The organism is Pseudomonas palmensis (assembly GCF_049942755.1).
GTDB lineage: Bacteria > Pseudomonadota > Gammaproteobacteria > Pseudomonadales > Pseudomonadaceae > Aquipseudomonas > Aquipseudomonas palmensis.
This window is the reverse complement of the sequence record NZ_CP187958.1, coordinates 1,127,432-1,151,224: the sequence shown is the minus strand read 5'-3', so window position 1 is coordinate 1,151,224 and position 23,793 is coordinate 1,127,432. Positions and strand designations below refer to the sequence as shown.

Annotated in this window: 17 protein-coding genes; 7 read left to right on the top strand and 10 right to left on the bottom strand. The window is 65.3% G+C overall.

Features of this window, described 5'->3' with window-relative positions:
* Positions 1 to 59: 59 nt before the first annotated feature.
* Positions 60 to 2,351: a TonB-dependent receptor gene (locus ACPRTJ_RS05360; protein ID WP_058541413.1), complete on the bottom strand. Its 2,292-nt coding sequence runs from the start codon at positions 2,349 to 2,351 to the stop codon at positions 60 to 62.
* Positions 2,352 to 2,568: 217 nt separating this feature from the next.
* Here ACPRTJ_RS05360 and ACPRTJ_RS05355 point away from each other — a divergent pair, with 217 nt between their 5' ends.
* From ACPRTJ_RS05355 to ACPRTJ_RS05345, 3 genes are all read left to right on the top strand, one after another.
* Complete coding sequence (locus tag ACPRTJ_RS05355; RefSeq protein WP_043862512.1) at positions 2,569 to 3,249, top strand: Fe2+-dependent dioxygenase; 681 nt, start codon at positions 2,569 to 2,571, stop codon at positions 3,247 to 3,249.
* A gap of 3 nt (positions 3,250 to 3,252) precedes the next feature.
* The gene (locus tag ACPRTJ_RS05350; protein ID WP_426428299.1) at positions 3,253 to 4,035 is read left to right on the top strand and encodes a tetratricopeptide repeat protein; all 783 of its coding nucleotides are present in this window, start codon (positions 3,253 to 3,255) and stop codon (positions 4,033 to 4,035) included.
* 111 nt (positions 4,036 to 4,146) lie between these two features.
* A complete protein-coding gene (locus tag ACPRTJ_RS05345; RefSeq protein ID WP_054916403.1) occupies positions 4,147 to 4,626 on the top strand; it encodes a hypothetical protein in 480 nt (159 codons plus the stop codon).
* A gap of 66 nt (positions 4,627 to 4,692) precedes the next feature.
* On the opposite strand, the gene ACPRTJ_RS05340 is transcribed toward ACPRTJ_RS05345, so the two are convergent.
* Positions 4,693 to 5,856, bottom strand: a complete 1,164-nt coding sequence (locus ACPRTJ_RS05340; protein ID WP_043862509.1) for a type III PLP-dependent enzyme — start codon at positions 5,854 to 5,856, stop codon at positions 4,693 to 4,695.
* 620 nt (positions 5,857 to 6,476) lie between these two features.
* Between ACPRTJ_RS05340 and ACPRTJ_RS05335 the strand changes: the two genes are divergently transcribed.
* The 3 genes from ACPRTJ_RS05335 (at position 6,477) to ACPRTJ_RS05325 (ending at position 10,491) form a co-directional block, all read left to right on the top strand.
* A complete protein-coding gene (locus ACPRTJ_RS05335) occupies positions 6,477 to 6,965 on the top strand; it encodes an RNA polymerase sigma factor (RefSeq protein ID WP_043862508.1) in 489 nt (162 codons plus the stop codon).
* 17 nt (positions 6,966 to 6,982) lie between these two features.
* Positions 6,983 to 7,957: a FecR family protein gene (locus ACPRTJ_RS05330; RefSeq protein ID WP_426428297.1), complete on the top strand. Its 975-nt coding sequence runs from the start codon at positions 6,983 to 6,985 to the stop codon at positions 7,955 to 7,957.
* A 107-nt stretch (positions 7,958 to 8,064) separates the two neighbouring features.
* Entirely contained in the window at positions 8,065 to 10,491 is a 2,427-nt protein-coding gene (locus tag ACPRTJ_RS05325) for a TonB-dependent siderophore receptor (protein WP_043862506.1), read from the top strand.
* Between the two features lie 93 nt (positions 10,492 to 10,584).
* Here the strand turns inward: ACPRTJ_RS05325 and ACPRTJ_RS05320 are convergent, their stop codons facing one another.
* Genes ACPRTJ_RS05320 through ACPRTJ_RS05305 form a run of 4 tightly spaced genes read right to left on the bottom strand, consistent with a single transcriptional unit; the run spans position 10,585 to position 14,022 of the window.
* On the bottom strand, positions 10,585 to 11,739 hold the full coding sequence (locus tag ACPRTJ_RS05320; protein ID WP_043862505.1) for a betaine/proline/choline family ABC transporter ATP-binding protein: 1,155 nt from the start codon (positions 11,737 to 11,739) through the stop codon (positions 10,585 to 10,587).
* Complete coding sequence (locus tag ACPRTJ_RS05315) at positions 11,736 to 12,389, bottom strand: ABC transporter permease (RefSeq protein WP_043862504.1); 654 nt, start codon at positions 12,387 to 12,389, stop codon at positions 11,736 to 11,738. The genes ACPRTJ_RS05320 and ACPRTJ_RS05315 overlap by 4 nt, the downstream gene beginning before the upstream one ends.
* Complete coding sequence (locus ACPRTJ_RS05310) at positions 12,386 to 13,294, bottom strand: glycine betaine ABC transporter substrate-binding protein (protein WP_088515319.1); 909 nt, start codon at positions 13,292 to 13,294, stop codon at positions 12,386 to 12,388. Before ACPRTJ_RS05310 ends, ACPRTJ_RS05315 begins: the two co-directional genes overlap by 4 nt.
* A gap of 14 nt (positions 13,295 to 13,308) precedes the next feature.
* Positions 13,309 to 14,022 (bottom strand): ABC transporter permease, encoded by a 714-nt coding sequence (locus tag ACPRTJ_RS05305; RefSeq protein ID WP_054916398.1) that lies wholly within the window; start codon positions 14,020 to 14,022, stop codon positions 13,309 to 13,311.
* Between the two features lie 342 nt (positions 14,023 to 14,364).
* Between ACPRTJ_RS05305 and ACPRTJ_RS05300 the strand changes: the two genes are divergently transcribed.
* Positions 14,365 to 15,948 carry a peptide chain release factor 3 gene (locus tag ACPRTJ_RS05300; protein ID WP_043862501.1) on the top strand — a complete coding sequence of 528 codons (1,584 nt, stop codon included), beginning with the start codon at positions 14,365 to 14,367 and terminating at the stop codon, positions 15,946 to 15,948.
* A gap of 54 nt (positions 15,949 to 16,002) precedes the next feature.
* Here ACPRTJ_RS05300 and ACPRTJ_RS05295 read toward each other — a convergent pair whose 3' ends face one another.
* The 4 genes from ACPRTJ_RS05295 to ACPRTJ_RS05280 form a co-directional block, all read right to left on the bottom strand.
* Positions 16,003 to 20,766 (bottom strand): dermonecrotic toxin domain-containing protein, encoded by a 4,764-nt coding sequence (locus ACPRTJ_RS05295; RefSeq protein WP_426428294.1) that lies wholly within the window; start codon positions 20,764 to 20,766, stop codon positions 16,003 to 16,005.
* A gap of 117 nt (positions 20,767 to 20,883) precedes the next feature.
* Positions 20,884 to 21,963: a polyamine ABC transporter substrate-binding protein gene (locus ACPRTJ_RS05290; protein ID WP_054916396.1), complete on the bottom strand. Its 1,080-nt coding sequence runs from the start codon at positions 21,961 to 21,963 to the stop codon at positions 20,884 to 20,886.
* A 54-nt stretch (positions 21,964 to 22,017) separates the two neighbouring features.
* The gene (locus tag ACPRTJ_RS05285) at positions 22,018 to 22,359 is read right to left on the bottom strand and encodes a cupin domain-containing protein (RefSeq protein ID WP_043862498.1); all 342 of its coding nucleotides are present in this window, start codon (positions 22,357 to 22,359) and stop codon (positions 22,018 to 22,020) included.
* A 25-nt stretch (positions 22,360 to 22,384) separates the two neighbouring features.
* Complete coding sequence (locus ACPRTJ_RS05280; protein ID WP_253087173.1) at positions 22,385 to 23,791, bottom strand: NAD(P)/FAD-dependent oxidoreductase; 1,407 nt, start codon at positions 23,789 to 23,791, stop codon at positions 22,385 to 22,387.
* Positions 23,792 to 23,793: the final 2 nt, after the last annotated feature.

Here is a 23,793-nt window from a genome sequence, read left to right as displayed (position 1 = left end):
CCTTGATACACAAAGGCCCCGATCACCGAAGTGAACGGGGCCGGGCCTGCCAGCTGCCGTCAGAAGTGGAAGCTGGTGGTCAGCAGCGCCGTGCGACCGGCCGCCTGGTTGGCGTAGTGCGCCGCGTAGGCCTTGTCGTAGTAGACCTCGTTGGTGAGGTTCTGCACGTTCAGCTGCAGGTCGACGTTCTTGGTCAGCTTGTAGCTGGCCATGGCGTCGTAGCGCCAGTACGAATCGACCATCACGCTGTTGGTCACGTTGCCGAACACGTCGTCGACGTAGAAGGCACCACCGCCGAGGGTGAGTTTTGGCGTGACGTTGTAGGTGGTCCACAGGGTCAGGCTGTTGTTCGGCGTGTTGGGCATCTGGTTGCCGTCGTTGTAGCCGTCCACCAGCACACCGCCGACCGACTGCGCGCCACCGTCGACCAGCTTGGCGTCCATGTAGGTGTAGCCGGCGAACACCTGCCAGTCATTGGTCAGCTTGCCGGTGGCGGTCAGCTCCAGGCCATCGACGCGGCTCTTGCCGGCGTTCTGGTAGGTGTTGGCATCGACCAGTACGCGGGCGTTTTCCTTCTCGGTGCGGAAGATCGCGGCGGTCAGGTTCAGACGCTGATCGAGCAGGTCCCACTTGGTGCCGATTTCGTAGTTGGTGGTCTCTTCGGCCTTCAGGTCGCTGGTGGTGGTCGGCGTCAGCAGCGGGTTGCCGTCGCTGCCTTCACCCAGCGAAGCGCCGGCCGGGGTGGCCGAGGTCGCATACGAGATGTACACGCTGCCGTTGTCGGTCGGCTTCCAGGTCAGGCCCAGCTGGCCGGTCACGAACTCGCTGGTGTCTTCGGTCTTGAAGCTGGTCGCACCGCCCGCCACCTTGGTCTTGGCCTTGGTGTCGAAGTGGTCGTAGCGCAGGCCCATGGTCAGCAGCCAGGCCGGGTTCAGCTCCAGGGTGTCGGTCAGGTAGATGGCGCGGGTGCTGCTGGTGGTGTCGGCGCCGGCATCGGTACGGGTCACGTCGCCGCCCCAGGCCTCGTTCGGGTTGGGATTGGGGAACGAGGTGCACACACCCGGGATCTGGCCGGTGGCCGAAGAGCAGTTGCCGGAACGGAAGCCGGTGATGTCGTAGCCTTCCTTGGTGGAGGCCTCGCGGCTCAGCTCGATACCGGTGGAGAAGGTGTTCTTGAACCCGCCGATGTACACCTCGCCGAACAGGTCGGTCTGGTTGGTGGTGGTGCGGGTGTTGGCCACGCGGTTGTTCGGGCGGCGCCAGACTTCACCGTTGAGGATGTTGCCCTTGCTGTCGTCGGGCTGGCTGTAGATGAAGTCTTGCAGGGTGTTGCCGTGGCGCAGGGTGTTCTTGAGGGTCAGCGCATCGTTCAGGTCGTGCTCGACGGCGATGGTCGCGATATCGGCACGGGTCTTGTAGAAGTCGCGATCGACCAGGCCGTAGTAGTTGCTGCTGCGGCCGCCATCGTCAGGCTTGTCCGGGTTGGCCGAGGTGCGCCCGGCGGTGCTGCCCGAGCGCAGGCCGTAGGGGATGCCCGAATCCGGCAGGTCGTCGCTCTCCACGTGGTAGTAGTCCAGGCTCACGCGGGTCGGGGTACCCAGGCCGAATACCAGGGACGGGGCCACGCCCCAGCGGTCGTAGTTGACCTCGTCGCGACCGGCCACGTTGCTTTCGTGGCTCATCAGGTTCAGGCGAAACGCTGCGGTGTCGAGGAACTGGTAGTTGCCATCGAAGGTGTAGCGCTTGGTCTGGTCCGAGCCCCAGGTGAAGGCACCGTCGGTGCTGTTGCCCAGGTGGGCCTTCTTGGTCACCAGGTTGATGGTGCCGCCGGCTGCACCGCGCCCGCCGATGGTCGAGTTGGGGCCCTTGGCCACTTCAACCGATTCGATGGCGAAGATCTCGCGGGTCTGCGAGCCCACGTCACGCACGCCGTCCAGGTACATCGAGCCTTGCGAGTCGAAGCCGCGAATGAAAGGGCGATCGCCCGACGGGTTGCCGCCTTCGCCGGCGCCCATGGTGATGCCCGGCACGGTACGCAGGGCATCCTGCAGGGTCAGGGCGTTGGTGTCCTTGATGACCTGTTGCGGCACCACGGTCACGCTGCGCGGGATGTCCACCAGCGGCGCCGTGTACTTCTGCGATGAGGACTTCTCGACCTTGTAGTCGGTGCTGGCGGTATCGGCCTGGCCATTGATGCTGGTGGCATCCAGCGCGATCGAGCCGCTTGTGGCCGGGGCTGCGTCGGCCGCATAGGCCAGGTGGCCGGCGGACGTGGCGCTCAACGCGACCCCGATGGCAGAAGCAAGCAGGCGTGGTGAACTGACAGCGGTAGGCACGTAATGGCGCGACATCGGAAGGTCCCCAAGGTGTGAAGGCGCCGAAATATAATGTAAACAAATATGAGTAACAATTGAGATCAATTGCTATTCGTACTGAATTTACATTCTTTACACCTTTGTGTGGCGGTTTATGCCTGCTGAAACGTCCCGCCCCTCGCAAGGGGCTTGTACTGGTTCAATAAGAATCAATACCATTGACGCCCTTTAGCCGACCCCTGGTGCCTGCGCCATGCTTTTACACATTCCCGGCCTGTTCACCCGCGAAGAAGTGCAGCGTATTCGCCAGGCGCTGGAGCAGGCCGATTGGGCCGACGGCAAGATCACCGCGGGCTACCAGTCGGCCAAGGCCAAGCACAACCTGCAGCTGCCCGAGGCGCACCCGCTGGCCAAGGAAATCGGCAGCGCGATGATCGAGCGCCTGTGGAGCAACCCGCGCTTCATGTCGGCGGCGCTGCCGTTCAAGGTGTTCCCGCCGCTGGTCAACTGCTACCGCGAAGGGGGCAGCTTCGGCTTTCACATCGACAACGCCATTCGCCAGCCGCGCGGCAGCCATGAGCGGGTACGTACCGACCTGTCGTCGACGCTGTTCTTCAGCGACCCCGACGAATACGACGGTGGCGAGCTGGAGATCCAGGACACCTATGGCCTGCAGCAGGTCAAACTGGCGGCAGGCGACATGGTGCTGTACCCCGGCACCAGCCTGCACAAGGTCAACCCGGTAACCCGTGGGGCGCGCTATGCGGCGTTTTTCTGGACCCAGAGCATGGTGCGCGAGGACAGCCAGCGGGCCTTGCTGTTCGAGATGGACAACGCCATCCAGCAGCTCACGGTGGATGTGCCCGACCACCCGTCGCTGATTCAGCTCACCGGCACCTACCACAACCTGCTGCGCCGCTGGGCAGAGGTCTGAGCCGTGACCTTCAGCCTGCGTCGTGAAGAACAGGTCGATATCGACCAGTTGCATCAACTCATCGAACACAACCCGGGCAAGGCGGCCCAGGCCCTGCTGGCGGCTGCCGCGCAGAACGTTGTCGAGGCCCAGCTGCTGCTGGGGCAGATCCTGCTCGACGGGCGTGGCATCGAGCAGGACCCGGCACTGGCGCGGACCTGGTTCGGCATTGCCGCCCGCCAGGGCAGTGCGATGGGGCACAACATGCTCGGGCGCTGCCTGGAGCATGGGTGGGGAGGGCAGGCCGACCTGGCGGCGGCGGCCGCTCACTACCGTGCGGCCGCTGCCGCAGGGCTGGACTGGGGTCAGTACAACCTGGCCAACCTGCTGGCCACGGGGCGGGGTGTGGGCCAGGACCATGCTGCGGCCCTGCACCTGTATCAGCAGGCCGCCCACGCCGGCCACGCCAAGTCGATGAACCTGCTGGGACGTTACCTGGAGCAGGGGCTGGCCTGCGCGGCCGACCGGCACGCCGCCATGCACTGGTACCGTCTTTCTGCCGAGGCCGGCGATTTTCGCGGGCAGTTCAGCCATGCGGCGATCCTTGCCGAGCAAGGCCACATGGAGCAGTCGCTGGCGTGGCTGCAAAAGGCCCTGGAGCAGGGTAACGGCAACTTCCTGCGTGCTGCAGTGGCCAGCCTGGAGCAGGCCGAGCAGCCGCAGATCCAGGCGATGGCGGGGGCCTATCGGCAACGTCTGGAGCAGGTGTCGCGGCAGGCCACGGAAAGCCTTCACTCTCGGGTTTAGCCTGCCGCCTTTCTATGCTCGATCACTCCCATGCTTCTCAAGGAAGATCGACCATGAACAGCAACCACCGTCTTGCCAGTCACCCGGGCCTTGCCTGCGCAGGGGGTCGCCATGAGTGACACCTGGAATTTCTCATTCATCGCCAGCCTCTACTCGGTGACGCCGGGCCACAAGGGCCGTATCGGTATCAGCCTGGTCGAAGGCGGCATCGACAACGATGGCTGGTTGCAGGTGATGACCGACACCCGGCTCATCAAGCCGGTCAATTTTCGTTTCGACTACGTCTCCCACACCGACCGGCGCATTACCTACAACATCTCCAGCTCTTCGGATACCGGGTTCTATCGGGGCGCGGCGGTGGGCAAGAACTTCAATCACTATGTGGGCCTGTTCCCGGGGGGTACCAGCGAGCCCTGGCTGGTCAAGCCCATGGGGGAGTGGGGCGACCATGACGTGCTGCGACTGAAGCTCTATGACACCTACGAGTGCAGCATCGGCAACTACCGTCACTCCGACGGCATGGATTACCTGAATGTGATCAGCGGGGAGAACCTCGAGTTCGAGGCACATGTACTGCGTGTGCTGAGCTGACCGCGTGGGCCCATGAAAAAAGGCGACGGTTGCAACCGTCGCCTTTCGTGTGCAACTGACCCGTGGTTACAGGTAGTACGCCTTCAGCGGCGGGAAGCCGTTGAACTCCACCGCGCTGTAGCTGGTGGTGTAGGCGCCGGTCGACAGCCAGTACAGGCGGTCACCGATGGCCAGGTTCAGCGGCAGGCCGTACTTGTAGTGTTCGTACATGATGTCGGCGCTGTCGCAGGTCGGGCCGGCGATCACCACCTCTTCCATCTCGCCTTTCTTCTCGGTCCAGATCGGGAACTTGATCGACTCGTCCATGGTTTCGATCAGGCCGGAGAACTTGCCCACGTCGGTGTATACCCAGCGCTCCACGGCGGTACGCGACTTGCGCGCCACCAGCACCACTTCGCTGACCAGGATGCCGGCGTTGGCGATCAGCGAGCGGCCAGGCTCCAGGATGATTTCCGGCAGGTCGTCGCCGAAGTCTTCCTTGAGAAAGCGAATGATCTCTTCGGCGTAGGTTTCCAGGCTGTTGGTACGGGTGATGTAGTTGGCCGGAAAGCCACCACCCATGTTGATCAGCTTGAGCACGATGCCGTCTTCTTCCTTCAGGCGCTCGAAGATCACCTTGACCTTGGCGATGGCCGCATCCCACACGCTGATGTCGCGCTGCTGCGAACCCACGTGGAAGGAAATGCCGTAAGGCACCAGGCCCAGGTCGCGGGCCAGGATCAGCAGGTCCATGGCCATGTCGGTCTGGCAGCCGAACTTGCGCGACAGCGGCCAGTCGGCGGTGGTGGAGCCTTCGGTAAGGATGCGTACATACACTTTCGAGCCCGGTGCGGCCTTGGCGATATTGCGCAGGTCGGCTTCGGAGTCGGTGGCGTACAGGCGCACGCCCTTCTCGTAGAAGTAGCGGATGTCCTTGGATTTCTTGATGGTGTTGCCGTAGCTGATGCGCTCCGGGCCGATGCCGCGGGCCATTACCTTGTCCAGCTCGTAGATCGAGGCGATGTCGAAGTTCGAGCCCTTGTCCTTGAGCAGGTCGATGATTTCGACCGCAGGGTTGGCCTTGACCGCGTAGTACACCTTGGCGAATTCGAAACCGGCGCGCAGGTCGTCATAGGCCTTGCTGATCATGGCCGTGTCGATGAGCACGAACGGGGTTTCTTGCTTGTCGGCGAACGCCTTCATTTTGTTGAAGGTATCGCGTGCGAAGTAGTCTTCGACCTGGATCGACATGCTGGGGGACTCCATGGGCAAACTGAATGAATAAGTGGCTGCAACTGAGCGCCCTCCGTATCCCCACTTTGGTTCGCCTACTTCCCAAGGCATGTCGCCGAAAGCAAAAAGGTCAACCGGGTCGCAGAAGCTGCGCAGCGGGTGACCTTGCTGTCTCGTCGTCAGTACTTGAGCCGGATGGATCGTTTCCAGCATGGACGCTCGGCGCGAACTTTAGGACCTGAAGGATTCAAGATCAACAAAAAATCTCGCGTTTTTTCGCTACGCTGACGCACGTTGCAGACACCCCTCGTTTTAACCGACCCGGATGACAGGCAGATGTTCCCGAAGTTTTGCGAAGCGTTAAAAATACCCGCACGTTCGCAGCTTTTGCAGGCCAACTCAGCTAAAACAACGATGGCGTCAACTTCGGCGACGATGGCCCCAAAAGGTTGGGCAAGCGCACGCAAACAGCTTGAACGGGCAGGGCACGGGCACCGTTCGCAGCGGGGCGTGTGTGCATATTTTTAGCCGCTCGCATGGGCGCTGTTGCAGGGCAATCGCTCGGCGGTGATTGCCGGGTTTAATAAGAAACATTACTATTCGCAACCTCCCTCCCGCCTAGCGACGACCCCCGCACCGTGTCTCGACACAAAGGCTTCCTCGACCACTACCATGAGCTGATCGGCACCTGGACACGCAAGCTGCGCAGTCGTCAGCAGGCCGAGGACCTCGCGCACGATGCCTTTGTGCGGGTGCTGGAAAACCCCGCCCTGCCAGTCGAGCAGCCGCGCGCCTATCTGCACCAGACGGCACGCAACATTGCCGTGGACGGCTACCGGCGCGAAGACCGGCGCCAGGCCCTGGAGCAGGAAGGGCTGGACCTGTCGCCCACCCCGGGCGATGACCCCGAGGCCTATGTGCATGCACTGGAGCTGGCCGACAGCGTGGAACGCGCCCTGGCCGAGCTGCCGCTCAACTGCCGCAAGGTGTTCATCTGGCAGAAGCTCGAAGGCCTGACCCAGGCCGAGATCGCCGAGCGCATGGGCTTGACCAAGAACATGGTCGAAAAGTATATGATCCGCACGCTCCGGCATCTGCGTGAGCACCTGGATGTGTCAACGAGATGAGTCAGGCAAATGTTTTCATGAATCAGGGCACATGCCCCTGCGGCGATGACGCCGTGCGCGACCAGGCCGCCGAATGGTTCGCCCGTGGCCGCGATGCGCCCCTGACGCCCCAGCAGCAGGCGCAACTGCATGCCTGGCTGGCGCAGCACCCCCAGCATAAATATGAGTACGACCTGCTCGGGCGCCTGTGGGGCGCGGCCGACCTGCTGCCGCGCGAGCGCCTGCAGGCCTTGTGCGCGCCCGACCCGGTGCGCCAGCTGCCGCGTCGACGCCTGTTGCGCCAGGCCCTGGCAGCCAGTGTGGTGGCGGTCGCGGCAGGGCTTGGCTGGTTAGGCTGGCAGCAGCACCAGCTCAATTACCAGGGCCAGATGCAGACCGGCCTGGGCGAGCGTCGCCAGCTCGACCTGCCCGATGGCTCGCGCCTGGAGCTCAACGGCCGCACGCGGGTGCAGGTGAGTTTCAGTGCCGGGCAGCGGGACATTCGCCTGGAGCAGGGCGAGGTGATGTTCAGCGTTGCCCATGATACGGCCCGCCCCTTCGTGGTCAGCACCGGCCATGGCAAGGTCACGGTCACCGGTACGCGCTTCGATGTGCGCCGCGACAGCGAGCAGACCCGTGTGGCGGTCGAGCAGGGTTCGGTGCGCGTGCAGGGCGACGGCCAGGGGCAGGCGCTGCTGAGCGCCGGCCTCGGTTCGCACATCGATGCCCATGGCGCGGTGGCAGCGCCCTATACGGTGGACGCCGCCGCGTTGACCGCCTGGCGCGGCGGCAAACTGGTGTTCAACGATGTGCCGCTGGGCGAGGTGGTGCGCGAGGTGTCGCGCTACCGCGAACACCCGCTGCGCGTGGCCCCCGGCAAAACGGCGGCGCTGCGCCTCAGCAGCAGCTTCAGCACCGATGACACCGACGCCCTGCTGCGCGCCTTGCCCAGCATCCTGCCGGTGGCCATCAAGGCCCATGCCGATGGCTCGCAAGAAATAATCGCAAAATAGATTCAGGTTTTTTTCCCGTTGTTCGTCTTCCTGCCCAACTGCAACTGCCAAGCATTTTCATTCGCAGGCAGTGGCCGATTTTCTGACCCTCAGGACTTCTCGACGACGTGAACAACAACAAGGTTTCCAAACGCTGGCTGCCGCTGGCACTGGCATTGGCCGTCAGCGGCGGCATCGCCAACAGCTACGCCGATTCGGCACCCACCAGCATCCAGATCCAGGCCCAGCCGCTGGCCGCGGCACTGGGCCAGCTGGGCCGGCAGACATCGCTGCAACTGTTCTTCAGCCCCGACCTGGTGGCCGGCAAGCAGGCCCCGGCGGTGTCCGGCAACCTGGCCCCCGAACAGGCGCTGCAGGCCCTGCTGCAGGGCAGCGGGCTGACCTACGAGATTTCCCAGGGCACCGTGGTGCTGCACGCGGCGCAGCCGGTGAGCACGGCGCCCGGCACCCTGGAGCTGGCGCCTACCGACATCAGCATGGTCGGCGACTGGCTGGGCGACGCCCAGGAAAGCGTGGTACAGAACCACCCCGGTGCGCGCACCGTGGTACGCCGTGAAGCCATGGTCGAGCAGGGCGCGCTGAGCGTGCGCGACGTGCTGCGCGGGGTGCCGGGTGTGCAGGTGCAGGACTCCAACGGCACCGGCGGCAGCGACATCGCGCTGAACGTCGGCGTGCGCGGGCTCACCTCGCGCCTGTCGCCGCGTTCCACGGTGCTGATCGACGGCATTCCCGCCGCATTCGCCCCGTATGGCCAGCCGCAGTTGTCGATGGCGCCGATTTCCTCGGGCAACCTGGACAGCATCGACGTGGTGCGCGGCGCAGGCTCGGTGCGCTATGGGCCGCAGAACGTCGGCGGGGTGATCAACTTCGTCACCCGAGCCATCCCCGAGAAGGCCACCGGCGAGCTGGGCACCACGATCCAGACCTCGCGTCATGGCGGCTGGAAGCACATCGAGTCGGCCTTCCTTGGCGGCACCGCCGACAATGGCCTGGGTGCGGCGTTGCTGTACTCCGGGGTCAAGGGCAATGGCTACCGCAGCAGCAACAACAGCAACGACATCGACGACGTGCTGTTCAAGACCCACTGGGCGCTGACCGACCGTGACGAGCTGTCGCTGAACTTCCATTACTACGATGGCAAGGCCGACATGCCCGGCGGCCTGACCCAGGCCCAGTTCGACAAGAACCCCTACCAGTCCGACCGCGACCACGACAACTTCACCGGTCGGCGCAAGGATGTCTCGCTCAAGTACCTGCGCCAGATCGACGACGTGACCCAGTTCGAGGTGCAGACCTACTACACCGACAGCTTCCGTGGCAGCAGCATTGCCGCGCGCGACCAGCAGACGCTGTCGTCGTACCCGCGCAGTTACCACACCTTTGCCGTCGAGCCGCGCCTGTCGCGGGTGTTCGTCACCGGCCCGGCCACCCAGGAGGTCAGCGTCGGTTATCGCTACCTCAAGGAAGCCATGCACGAGCAGGCCACGCGCCTGGCGCTGATCGACAACGTGCCCACCGTGACCCCGGAATCCGACGGCCACGTGTACCAGGACCGTACCGGCGGCACCGAGGCCAGCGCCTACTACATCGACAACAAGATCGACGTGGGCAACTGGACCATCACCCCGGGCGTGCGTTTCGAGCACATCAACACCGACTGGAACGATCGCCCGGTCATGGGCCTGGGCAACAAGCCGGTGGTGGCCAAGAGCCGCAGCGTGACCAGCAACGAACCGCTGCCGGCATTGAGCGTGATGTATCACCTGTCCGATGCGTGGAAGCTGTTCGCCAACTACGAGACCTCGTTCGGCAGCCTGCAGTACTTCCAGCTGGGCCAGGGCGGGCAGGGCGACCAGACCGCCAACGGCCTGCAGGCCGAGAAGGCCAAGACCTACGAGATCGGCACGCGCTATGACAACGGCAACTGGGGCGGCGAGCTGACCGCGTTCTACATCGACTTCGATGACGAGCTGCAGTACATCAGCAACGACGTGGGCTGGACCAACCTGGGCGCGACCAAGCACCAGGGCATCGAGGCCTCGATGCACTACGACCTGGCAGGGCTGGACCCGCGTCTGCAGGGCTTGAGCGCGAACGCCGGCTTCACCTACACCCGCGCCACCTATGAAGGGGCGATCCCGGGCTTCGAAGGGCGCGACCTGCCGTTCTACTCACGACAGATCGCCAATGCCGGGCTGCGTTACCAGGTGGACCGCTGGACCTGGAATGTGGACGCCTATGCGCAATCCAAACAGCGTGCTCCGGGTACCGGCATGACCAGCAAAGGTGCCTTCACCGGCGACTACATCACCGAACCGACGGCTGATGGGCAGTATGGCGACATTCCGGGGTATGTGACCTGGAGTGCGCGGGGCGGGTATGACTTTGGTGCCCAGCTGTCGAACCTGAAGCTGGCGGCGGGGGTGAAGAACATCTTCGACAAGCAGTTCTTCACCCGTTCCAGCGACAACAATTCGGGGATCTACCTGGGCGAGCCGCGCACGTTCTATGTGCAGGCCAGTGTAGGGTTCTGACAACGCCTTCGCTACGCCGATCACACAGGCCATGGCCTGCCGGACCGGCGTTATCAGCCTTGTCTGTTCGGCAGTAGATCGCGGTGGAGCTATTCAGGCCACCGTTTCGGCCGGCGACACGATGCTGGTCTTCATGCCCCGCGAACGCCCCGAACTCAGGTACGCGGCAATCGATTCCTGGGTGACCTCGCCCAGGAACACGTTCTCGGCGTCCAGCACCGGCAACCATGAACGGTTGAACTCGTACATGCGCGACAGCAGGATGCGCAGGTGCTCGTCATGCGCGGCGGTGGCGTTGAACGTGCGCAGGAAGTCCGCGCAGGTGCCCTGCTGACGGTGCAGGTCGCGCCGGCGCACATAGCCCATCGCCTTGTTCTGGCCATCGGTGACCACCACGTAGCGACGGTCATGTTCGTCCATCAGCTCCAGCGCATCGGCCACCGACGTCTCGGGGCTCACCGATGGCGCGTTGTCCGCCGCATCCTCGGCACGCACCAGCAGCAGGCGCTTGAGGGTGCTGTCCTGGCCCACGAAGTTGCTCACGAAGTCATCTGCCGGGTGCGCCAGCAAGGTGTCGGGGTGGTCGATCTGGATCAGCTTGCCGGCGCGGAAGATGGCGATCTTGTCGCCCAGCTTGATCGCCTCGTCGATGTCGTGGCTGACCATGATCACGGTCTTGTTCAATGCACGCTGCATCTCGAAGAACTCGTTCTGGATCATCTCGCGGTTGATCGGGTCGACCGCACCGAACGGCTCGTCCATCAGCAGCAGCGGCGCATCCGCCGCCAGCGCGCGGATCACGCCGATACGCTGCTGCTGGCCACCGGACAGTTCACGCGGGTAGCGGTGCAGGTACTGCTTGGGCTCGAGCTTGATCATGCTCATCAGCTCGCGGGCCCGCTCGTGGCACTTGTGCTTGTCCCAACCGAGCAGGCGCGGCACCACGGTGATGTTCTCCTCGATGGTCATGTTGGGGAACAGGCCGATCTGCTGGATCACATAGCCGATGGTGCGACGCAGCGTCACCGCGTCCAGGTCGGTGGTGTCTTCGCCATTGATCAGCACCTTGCCCGAGGTGGGCGCGATCAGGCGGTTGATCATCTTGAGGGTGGTGCTCTTGCCGCACCCGGACGGGCCGAGGAACACGCAGATCTCGCCTTCGTTGACCGTCAGGCTTACCGAGTCGACGGCCTTTACGTCCTTGCCGTTGCTGTGGAAGGTCTTGCACAGGTTCTGAAGTTCGATCATTTGAGCAGTCCTTTTGGAGTCAGCGAGCGTTGCAGGGCTTGCAGCAGCAGGTCGGCGAAGATGGCCAGCAGGCTCACCAGCACGGCGCCGACCAGCAGCATCGACATGTCGCTGCGACTGATGGAGGTCAGGATAAGTACGCCAAGGCCACCGGCACCGATGGTCGCGGCAATGGTCATCACGCCGATGTTCATCACCACGGCGGTGCGTACACCAGCCAGAATCACCGGTACCGCAATCGGCAGCTCGACCATGCGCAGGCGCTGGCCGAAGGTCATGCCGATGCCGCGGGCGGCTTCGCGTATGCCGGGCTCGACGTTGGTCAGCGCCAGGTAGGTGTTGCGCAGAATCGGCAGCAGTGAGTACAGAAACACCGCGGTGATCGCCGGCAGCGGGCCCAGGCCCTGGCCGAACTTGGAATAGAACGGCAGCAGCAGGCCGAACAGGGCGATCGACGGCACGGTCAGCAGCACCGTGGCGCTGGCCTGCAGAGGCCCGGCAAGCACCGGAAAGCGGGTCATCAGAATGCCCAGCGGTACGCCGATCAGAATGGCCAGGGTGACCGCGATGCCGACCAGGGTGATGTGCTCCCAGGTCAGTTGCAGCACCTGGGCCCAGTCCAGGTGGGCGAAGGTATCAAGCAGACTCATGGTTGCTCCTCGGCAGGTGGATGCTGGCGCAGGTAGGCGGCGGCGACTTTGCTCGGGCTCTGGTGCTCGACGTCCACCTTGGCATTGAGCTGGCGCATGGTCTCGTCATCCAGTTGCTCGGCCAGCGGCTTGAGCAGCCCGGCCAGTTGCGGATGGGCGTCGAGTACGGCCTGGCGCACCACCGGGGCGGCGGTGTAGTCGGGGAAGTAGTGCAGGTCGTCGTCCAGCAGCTTGAGGTCGAAGGCGCTCAGGCGCCCGTCGGTGGTGTACACCAGCCCACTGAACACCTGGCCGTTGCGCAGCGCGGTGTACACCAGCCCGGCGTCCATCTGGCGGATGTCGCGGCGGGTGAACTGCAGGTCGTAGGTCTGGGTCAGGCCCACCAGGCCGTCGGGGCGGTTGGCGAACTCGGTGTCCAGCGCCAGTACATGGCTGCGGTCGGGCTCGTCGCGCAGCACCTGATTGAGCTGGCTGATGCTGTTGACCTGCGGGTACTGCTCGGCGATGTTGCGCGGCAGCGCCAGGGCATAGGTGTTGCTGAACTTCGAGGGTGCCAGCCACACCAGGCCCTTCTTCGCGTCCAGCTGCTTGACCCGGGCGTAGGTGGCCTCGGCGCTGTCCATGCGTTCGTCGATATGGTTGTAGGACACCAGCGACACGCCGGTGTATTCCCACACCATGTCCAGCTGGCCGCTTTCCTGCGCGCTGCGCGCCAGGGTGCTGCCCAGGCCGCCGGTGATGCGCACGTCGAAGCCGTGGCTGCGCAGGTACTGCGCGGTGATTTCGGCCAGCACGGTCTGTTCGGTGAACACCCGCGCGCCGAGGCGGATCAGGGGTTTGTCGGCGGCCTGGGCGAATCCTGCGAACAGCAGGGCCGCGCCCAGCAACAAGGCGATTCTTTTCATGGGGGTTCCTTCGCTTAGTTGGCCAGGCCGCGTTCGAGCCAGCGGCGACTGCATTGGCTGACCAGCGCATCGAGCAGCAGGGCGAGCAAGGCCGTGGTGGCGGCGCCTAGCAACAGTTGCGGCTGGTTGTTAAGGGCGATGCCGGGGAAGATCAGGCTGCCCAGGCTGTTGGCGCCGATCAGGAACGACAGCGGCGCGGTACCCACGTTGATTGCCAGTGCCACTCGAACGCCGCCGACGATGATCGGTACCGCGTTGGGCAGCTCGACCCGCCACAGCGTCTGGCGCGGGGTCATGCCGATGCCGGTGGCGGCTTCCTTGAGCGAGGCGGGGACGTTTTTCAGGCCTTCGTAGGTGTTGCGCACGATGGGCAGCAGGGAGGCGAGGAACAGCGCGAAGATTGCCGGGCCTGCGCCGATGCCCAGAAAGCTCAGGGCGATGGCCAGAACGGCCAGGGGGGGAACGGTGTTGCCAATGTTGAAGATCTGCATGAAGCGTTCGGCGCGGTCGACCCGGTGCGGTCGACTCAAGGCAATGCCGGCGGGGATACCCACGGCCAGCGCCGCCACCATCGAGCACGCCACCAGCATCAGGTGCGCTTGCAGGTAGAACCACAGATCGGCGCGGTAGTGCGCGATCGTATCGATGCCGATCCAGTGGATCAGCAGGGCCAGGATGACGAGCGCGGCGGCCCATCCCATCAGCCCCTTGCCATAGCGTTTAGCCACAGGCGGACTCCTTTTTTTGTCGGCGGGCACACTCCCGTGGCGGCTGCCGGTCCAGGCAGCAGGCAGTGTGATCGCGATAAGCAGCGGGTCGCTCCGGTAGAGCGGAACACGCCATGAGCGCAGCCTCGTCAGGCGCATGTTGCCGATGAAACCCACCCTGACGAACGGTTGAAAACCGTATACGTAACATCTCGTAACAGGGCAGTGGACGTCTCCGCAGTTGCAAAGGTTCCCATCCGAAGCGGCATTTGGCCAGCGCAGATCGACCCAGTGGTTCAGTTAGGGGGTGAGTTTGGGCTATAATCGCCGCCCTTTTTTGAATCTCCAGTCAGGCGATTTCCCATGACCAACCAGGCCGCCGAAGTCGCGAAACGCCGCACCTTCGCCATCATTTCCCACCCCGATGCGGGTAAGACCACCATCACCGAGAAGCTGCTGCTGATGGGCAAGGCGATTGCCGTCGCCGGTACGGTGAAATCGCGAAAGTCCGACCGCCATGCCACCTCCGACTGGATGGAAATGGAAAAGCAGCGCGGCATCTCCATCACCACCTCGGTGATGCAGTTCCCGTATCGCGACCATATGGTCAACCTGCTCGATACCCCCGGCCACGAAGACTTCTCCGAAGACACCTACCGCACCCTGACCGCAGTGGACTCGGCGCTGATGGTGCTCGACGGCGGCAAGGGCGTAGAGCCACGTACCATCGCCCTGATGGACGTGTGCCGTCTGCGTGACACGCCCATCGTCAGCTTCATCAACAAACTCGACCGCGATATCCGCGACCCGATCGAGCTGCTCGACGAGATCGAGGCGGTTCTCAAGATCAAGGCCGCGCCGATCACCTGGCCGATCGGCTGCTACCGCGACTTCAAGGGCGTGTACCACCTGGCCGGTGACTACATCATCGTGTACACCCCGGGCCACGGCCACGAGCGTACCGAGGTGAAGATCATCGAGAAGCTCGACTCGGATGAAGCCCGCGCCCACCTGGGTGACGAGTACGAGCGCTTCATCGAGCAACTGGAACTGGTGCAGGGCGCCTGCCATGAGTTCGACCAGGACGAGTTCATCAACGGCCAGCTGACCCCGGTGTTCTTCGGTACCGCGCTGGGCAACTTCGGTGTCGACCATGTGCTCGACGCGGTGGTCGACTGGGCGCCACGTCCGCTGCCACGTGTGGCCCATGAGCGCACCGTGGAGCCGACCGAAGAGAAGTTCAGCGGCTTCGTGTTCAAGATCCAGGCGAACATGGACCCCAAGCACCGCGACCGCATCGCGTTCATGCGCATCTGCTCGGGCAAGTACGAGAAGGGCATGAAGATGCGCCACGTGCGCACCGGCAAGGACCTGCGCATCGGCGACGCCCTGACGTTCTTCTCGTCCGAGCGCGAGCAGCTCGAAGAGGCGTTCGCCGGCGACATCATCGGCCTGCACAACCACGGCACCATCCAGATCGGCGACACCTTCACCGAGGGCGAGAGCCTGGGCTTCACCGGTATCCCGCACTTCGCCCCTGAGCTGTTCCGCCGCGTGCGCCTGAAGGACCCGCTCAAGTCCAAGCAGCTGCGCCAGGGCCTGCAGCAACTGGCCGAAGAGGGCGCCACCCAGGTGTTCTTCCCCGAGCGCAGCAACGACATCATCCTCGGCGCCGTGGGTGTGCTGCAGTTCGACGTGGTCGCCAGCCGCCTGAAGGAAGAGTACAAGGTCGAGTGCGGCTATGAGCCGATCACCGTGTGGTCGGCGCGCTGGATCAGCTGCGACGACAAGAAGAAACTCGAGGAATTCAGCAACAAGGCCGTGGAAAACCTGGCCATCGACGGTGGCGGTCACCTGACCTACCTGGCGCCGACCCGGGTCAACCTGGCGCTGATGGAAGAACGCTGGCCGGACGTGAAATTCCGCGCCACCCGCGAACACCACTGAGTTTTCGCACACCCCACGCCCGCGCAGCCCCCTGGCTGCGCGGGCGTTTTCGTTTCAGCCCCCCGCCGCCGGTGGGCGATGGCTTGCCTGGCCCAGGCGGTAGACCAGCAGGGTCAGCGAGTCGGCGTTCTTGAGCATGATTCGCGAGCGCACCACCGCATCGTCCAGAAAGCGCTGGCGCGCGACCGCCAGGTCACGGGTGTCGGCGATCTTGAGGATCAGGCTCAGGCCCTTGTTGTCGTCACGGGTGATGTCGCGTCGGGTACCGTCGCGTGAGCGCACCACGAACAGGCGCCGGGCCGGTGAACGGTGAGAGAACGCCTCGTCGTGCTGGCGCCTGAGCCAATCCTGCTGCTCGCCGGGCATGAGCAGGTCGGCAAATGCCAGCGAGGCATCCAGGTAGCGCATGTCGCGTGTGTCATAGGCGATATGCGAGAACTCGTGCAGCAGGCAGTTGGCACGCGCAATGGCATCGGCTTCCTGCCAGGACAGCTCGGGCCTGAGCTGGAGCCTGCCCAGGTAGCTGACGTCGAAATAGGCGTCCAGCAGAAACAGTTGCCGGAGCGGGTCATGGGGCGAGGTGAAGGCGATGCCGGTGTAGTTGCCGATATTGCTGGCCAGGATGTAGCGCCTGGACGTGGCGACCGAATAGTCCTGCGAGGTCATCAGTTCGAAGAGTTTTTCCACCGGTTCGCGTACGCGCTGCAGCAGGGCTTCGTCGGGTTCGACGCCGAAGAAATCGCTGAGGATCGTGCGGGTCTGTGCCGGCATGCGTTGCACCGGGCTGGCCTGCTGCAGGTTGTCCAGGCAGATGCCCAGGTAGTCGAGCGCCGTGCGGTGAGCCTGGCGCAGCATGCGCGCGCGGGCCGGCATGAGTCGCTGGATCTGGCGCATGCCCACGGCCCGGATGACGATATCGTTGCCGGCCATCACCTGACGCGAGGCCCACCCGCCCAGCCTGCCGATGATGCCACCACTTAGCACGGGTATGGCCTGCTGCGGGTCGATCTGCCAGCGGCCGTTGCCTTCGCTGCGCAGGCGTGGCCCTGGTTCGTCGATGTCCGGCGCACTCAGGTGCCAGCGCTGGTCCAGCTGGCGAACGCCGTACACCTTGCCCTCCAGGCAGGCGAACTGCGTCTGGCCATCGACGTCGGTATAGATCTGCTCGCGGCTGGCCAGGCCATCGAGGGACTGCTGCGGCACTTCGTAGGCGGACAGCCGCTGGTGCGACGCCTGCCCCAGGCGCCGCCAGAATTCGCCTTCGTCGGCCGGCAGTGCGCCAGGGCCCTGTTCGCGCACGCCATGCCCGGCCAGCAGGCCCTGCACCAGGGTGCAGGTCAGTTCCGACAAGGCCTGCGCCCAGTCTCCCGAGGGGCGCTCGGCCAATTGCAGCAGCGACAGTTCGCCCTGCCACGCGGCCAGCAGCAGGCCGATGCGGCCGGGGATGAACAGGGTCAGTTGGCTCCAGAGCAGCCCGAGTACCTCTTTCAGGGTGGCCCAGCGGGCTTCGGCGGTACTCACCAGTTGCGTATGGGCCATGCCCTGCAGCAACGCTGCATTGGTCTCGAACAGGTACTGCAGGGCGTTGCCATGCACCGGGCGCCAGGCCAGGGTCACCGGCTGCTGGGCATACAGGGGCAGCTCGAAATCGAATTCGGCGCTGTAGGGCAGGTGGGCCTCGGTGAACCCACCGTGGTCGTAGCGCGGGCGCATCGTGTCGGGCATGCAGGCCAGTATCCGGGCCTGCAGGGCCGGCACGCTGCGAAGCTGCTGCAGCAGGTCGGCCGAACTGCTGAAGGCCTGGAACAGACCGCCGGCCTGGTACGGCGTGTACATCACCACGGGGCCGGGCGCGGGGCTGGCGTACATGAACAGGTACACCCCGGGCACGGTATCGGGGGGCAGGCCGCTGTCGGCGATCAGTTCCAGGGGCACCAGTTGTGCGGCGGGGGCTGGCAGCTGGTCACGGGCGGTGGCGTCGGGCTGCTCGACGACGGCGCGGATGCACTCGACGTCGGCTGCGCCCAGTTGCCCCTGGAGCCGGGCGCGCCACGCCGCTTCCAGCAGTTGCCCCGGCAATTGCCGGCAGAACAGCCGCAGGCGCCTGGGGTAGCTCGCATGGTCGCGGTCCAGTTGCTCGGCCAGCAGCTGGCGATAGCCTTGACCCAGGTCCAGTTCGCGCACCAGCGCCCGCAGGTAGGCGGCATCGATGCGCGCAGGCACGGTCATGTCGCCCTCGAGCGTGATTGCGGTGATGGCGTGGTCCCAGTCGCGGTAATGGTTGAGCGCGTAGTCGACCAGCGTCTGGCGATGCTGGATGCTGGCGGCCGCTTCGCCTGTGGGGACCTCACCGGTGGGCGGCAACGCGGTGACCCAGCGCGTGGTGGTGATCAACAGCTGGTCGGCAGGGTAGCGGCCGGCCGCGAAGTCCTGGTCCAGGCGGGCCTGAACCCGTTGGCGGGCATAGTCGGTCACCGCCGGGATGTCGAACAGGTAGTCCTGTGGTGACGGGCTTTGCAGCAGGTTGCGCCCCAGAACCTGCAGGTAGCCGTACTGTTCGCTGGGGGCGGCCTGCGCCAGCCAGTCAGGCAGATGGCCACGCAGGCGCCGGGCACTGGCCAGGCGCTGCAGACGCTGCAGGTAGCGCAGCGTGCCAGGCGTGTCGAGCGTGCTGCGCAGCAGGTCGGGCAGGTGTGCGGCAGGCACGCCGCGCCGGGTGAGCCGGTCGAAGGCGCGCCGCGTTGCGGCCACGTCGTGTTCGGCCTGCCAGCTCTGCAGGTGGTGCGCAGGCGCGCCTGCCAGCGCCAGCCATTGAAAGCGTTGCGCGGCGGGGTAGCGCGCTGCGACGGCCTGCTCCAGCGCAAGGCGCGAGGTGAATGCGGCAAAGCCCTGGTCGAGGGTCCACAGCAGCCACAGATCGGGCTGTGCCTCGAGCGGCTGGCGGGTCAGCAGCAGGGCCTCGCTGCTGGGCGCCTGGTCCAGGGCCAGTTGCCAGGCCCAGGCCGGCGCTGCCGGCGAGGGCGCCGGAAACAGGGCGGCGTGAATCAGCGCGCGTGCCGGGGCTGGCAGCAGGCTGTCGTGGTCGAGCAGGCGGTATTCGAGGGTCAGGGCCAGTTGCCACAGGTGCTTGAGGTACGTGCGTCGCTGCGCTTGATACTGCGTCAGGGCGCTCGCCAGTTGGCTGCCGGTGGCATCGGCGACCTGTGCGACAGCCTGTCGGGCCAGCGCCAGGTCGAGCGCAGGCAAGGCCACAGGCTGTTCGGCCACCACCGGGCCGCTGACCAGCCAGCGTTCATCCAGCGAGGTACCGATACCGCCGAGCCGCTGCCACACCAGTTCGGCCAGGCTCAGCCAGGTGCGCCCGGCGCCGGGCTGGCCCAGGCGTACCTGGGGGACTGGCGGGCCCTTGTCCAGCACTGCGGCAAGGGCCTGGTCGAGCCCTGCCGCAGTCACCGTCTCCAGGCCTGGTACCTCTTCGAACAGTGCCTGCGCGTGGCCGGTCAGTGCGCTCACCAGCCGGTTCAGTTCCTCCAGGTCAGCGCCGGCTGCCTGTGCCGACGCTTGCAGCCGGGCCAGGGTGGCCGGGCTGTCGTGGGCGTGGGGCGAGGTGCCCAGACGCGCGAGTTCGCCGGCCAGTCGACTGTCGAGGTCCAGCGCCTGGCGGCATGCCTGATAACCGTCCTGGCCGCTGTCATGGCGCAGTTGTGTTTCGATGTCCTGTTGCTGGGCGCTCAGCACCTGGCCAACCCAGTTGTCCAGTGCAGGGGCGGCCAGCGGTTGCAGGTGCAGGGCGCTGATGCGCCAGGCGCCCAGCTGGCTCTGCCGCGATGGGCTGACCACCGGGCGCCAGCTGTCGCGCAACCGGGGGTCGGTCAGCGACGATAACAACGCCCGCTTGCTGGCATGGCGCTCCAGCCCGCGTGCAGCACACCAGGTGAACACCGGGCCGGCACGGGTGTCGAGCGCGAGCACGCCCTCCAGCAGTTGGCTGTGGCCTTGCGCGGTGGTGACGTTGAGGCTGAACGCCTGCAGGGGCGAGAGGGCCTCGGTGTCCAGCCATTGCAGCAGCGCTGCATGGTCGGTTTCGGCAAGGGCGCCGGCCCAGGCCTGGCGCGTGATCGCCTCGCGCACGCGCGCGCCCATCAGGCGGGCCAGTTGCCGGGCCGGGGTTTCGCTGCCGGCCTTGGCGGTATGCCAGTACCGGTGCAGTTGCCGTTGGCAGTCGCGTGCCGCCGCCAGGCGCTGCGGCGCCGCTGCAGCGGTAGCGGTGGTGGTGGCCAGCGCCTGCTCCCACAACGAGTCGGCTGGCGGCTGGCCCAGTACCTGCTGCTGCAGCTCGCTCAGCGCCTGGCCCTGGCGAGCGGCGATGACCAGCATCAGGTACTCGAACACCTCGTCCTCCAGCCGTTCGACCTGAACATCCACGATGCCGCCCTGGCCTGCCAGCAGGCGATCCCTGGGGGCGATGTAGTGCAGCAGTACGTGCGGGTGGCCGCTGTTCAGCAGTTCAACGAGGTGGTGCTTGAGCTGGGTACGGTCTTCGAAGCGCAGCAGCCCCAGCAACGGGTGGTAGAAAAAAACACGGGGGTGCGTGCTGCGGCTCAGCAGCAGGCTGGCGGTCAGTTCGCTGGCGTGGGCGCTGGCGGTGATCGCGCTCAGGCGGTCGATTCGCGGCGCGTCGGGCCCTGGCGCCTGCAGCCAGCCTTGCAGCCAGCGATGCTCCTCTTCATCGAGGCTGTCTCGGGCCTGTGCCAGGTGATCGGCAAAGCGCTGGCGCAGCGCAACGCGGTGAAAGTACGGCAGGGTCTTCAAGGGCATGGTGTGTGCTCGGCAGTGGGTGGGCGCCGGGCAACGGGCGGGCTGCGCTGTTGCCCCGGCAAGGGCTTCAGGCTGCCGGGGCACACAGGCCGAGGGTGGTATCTATTGCAGGGTGGCTCAGTTGCCGGCCTTGATGCTGGTCCAGATACGGGTGCGCAGGCGGTCGATCTTGGCCGGCATGGCCTGCAGGGCGAACAGCTTGCCGAGCATGGCATCGGTCGGGTAGATCATGCTGTTGGCCTTGAGTGCCGGGTCCACCAGGCGGTCGGCTGCCTGGTTGCCGTTGGCGTACTGCACATGGTTGCTGATGTCGGCCATCACCTCGGGTTGCAACAGGTAGTTCATGTAGGCATAGCCGGCCTTTTCGTCCGGGGCATCGGCGGGCATGGCGACCATGTCGAACCACATCGGCGCGCCTTCCCTGGGAATCTCATAGCCCACCTTCACCCCGTTTCTGGCCTCTTCTGCACGGTTTCTGGCCTGCAGCACGTCGCCGGAGAAGCCCACCACCACGCAGATATCGCCGTTGGCCAGGTCGCCGGTGTATTTGGAGGAGTGGAAGTAGCTGATGTACGGGCGCACCTTCATCAGCAGGGCCTTGGCCTTCTCGTAGTCGGCCGGGTCCTGGCTGTGGTGCGGCAGGCCCAGGTAGTTGAGCGCGATCGGCAGCAGTTCGGGGCCGTTGTCGAGGATCGCCACGCCGCAGCTCTTGAGCTTGCTGATGTTCTCTGGCTTGAAGATCAGGTCCCAGGAGTCCACCGGGGCATTCTCGCCCAGCGCCGCCTTGACCTTGTCGATGTTGTAGCCGATGCCGGTGCTGCCCCACAGGTAGGGGAAGCCGTAGCGGTTGCCCGGGTCGTTGACTTCCAGCGCCTTGAGCAGCACCGGGTTGAGGTTCTTCCAGTTGGGCAACTGGCGCTTGTCCAGCGCCTTGAGCGCCTTGCCCTGGATCTGCCGGGCCATGAAGTGGTTGGAGGGGAACACCACGTCGTAGCCCGAATTGCCGGTCATCAGCTTGCCGTCGAGGGTCTCGTTGCTGTCGAACACGTCATAGGTGGGCACGATGCCGCTGGCGGCCTGGAAGTTCTTCAGGGTGTCGGGGGCGATGTAGCTGGACCAGTTGTAGATTTTTACCGAGTCGGCCGCCTGGGCGATGGAGGCGGCCAGCAACAGCGGGGCGAAGAGCAATGGGCGCATGTCCGGATTCCTTGCTTGGTCTGTTTTTGTCGAAGGAGGCAGGCGATCAAAGGATCAGAAAATCAATACGTAGGTCTTGCGCACGGTCTCGTGGATATCCCAGATACCGGTGCTGTTGGCCGGCAACATCAGTGCGTCGCCGGCTTCTATGGTCAGCGGCTCGCCGCCATCGGGGGTGAAGGTGCAGCGGCCCTTGATGAAGTGGCAGAACTCCTGCTGCTCGATCTGGCGCCGCCAGCGGCCCGGGGTACATTCCCAGATGCCGGTTTCGACGCCGTCGTTGCGCTCCACGCAGGTCACCGAGGTGACCGCCACCGGCTCGCCCAGGGGCACGGCCACCGGGTTTGACTGTTCGAGAGCGACGCTATGGGTGTGCTTGAACTGGGTAATGCGCATGCCGGTGGTCCTGTGCAGGGGGAAGTCAGTGCATCAGGCTTTCCATGAAGTCCGCCACACCGCTGGCCAGGCGCCGGCGCCAGGGGGCGCTGGCCGGGTTGGCAAGGGTCTGGTCTTCGTGGACGAAGCTCTTGATGATCGCGTTGTAGCCGAGCCAGCGGCATGGCTCGGGCTCCCAGCGCGCCAGGCTGGTCAGGCGCGCCGCGGGGTGTACCCAGGGCTGGGCGGTGAGTGCGTTGCGTTGGCCCAGGATCAGCGCCGCCACGGTGCGCCCGCCCAGGTTGCTGGCGCCCACGCCTTCGCCGCCATAGCCGCCGGCCAGGGCGATTCCCTGCTCGGCATCGCACAGCATGTGCGGGCGAAAGCGCCGCGCCATGCCCAGGTTGCCGCCCCATGCGTGGGTGATGTCGACGTTCTTGAGCTGCGGAAACAGCTCGCCGAACAGGTAGCGGCGCAGGCCGATTTCGCTGTCGCTGAGGGTGAAGTCTTCGCGCAGGCGCCCGGCGAAGCGATAGCCGCCGCGGGCGCCGAACACCAGGCGGTTGTCGGCACTGCGCTGGCCGTAGGTGACCTGGCGGCTGTTTTCGCTGAAGGCCTGACCGGCGTTCAGGCCGATCTGCTCCCACACCTGCTCAGGCAGCGGCTCGGTGGCCACCAGCAGGCTCTGTACCGGCAACTGATAGCGACCCAGCGGCGGCAGCCCGACGGCATAGCCTTCCACCGCCGGCACCACCCACTGGCAGCGCACCTGTGCCTGGGCGGTGCGTACCTGCCCCTTGTGCCAGTCGATGACCGGGCTGTTCTCGTAGAGCTTCACCCCCAGACGCTCGACGGCCCGGGCCAGGCCGCGCACCAGTTTGGCCGGGTGCACGGTGGCCACGTTCGGCGTGTAGATCGCCCCATAGGGCTTGGCGATGCGCAGCTGCGCGGCCAGTTCGACCGGGCTCAGCCAGCGATACTCGGCCTCGTTCAGGCCCTGCCGGTAGAGCTTTTGCAGGTAACTGCGCAGGCTCGCTTCCTGCTCGGGGTAGCGCGCCGCGCAATAAAGGGCGCCGCCCTTGCGGTAGTCGCAGTGGATGCCTTCGCGCTCGAGTACCGTTTCCACTTCGTCGGGGATGCCGTGCAGCAGGTCATAGGCGTCGCGGCGCTGTTCGGGGGAGCAGTCGGCCAGCAGGCGGTCTTCGCCCAGCAGGTTGCCCATCAGCCAGCCGCCGTTACGCCCCGAGGCGCCGAAGCCTGCGATGTTGGCCTCGACGATGGCGATGTTCAGGTGCGGTGCCTGGCGCTTGAGGTAGTAGGCGCTCCACAGGCCCGTGTAGCCGGCGCCGATGATGCATACATCCACGTCCAGGTCCTGGCGCAACGCCGGGCGCGCGATCAGCGGCTCGTCAAGCTGGTCCATCCAAAGGCTGATACTGCGCCATGCCTGCATTG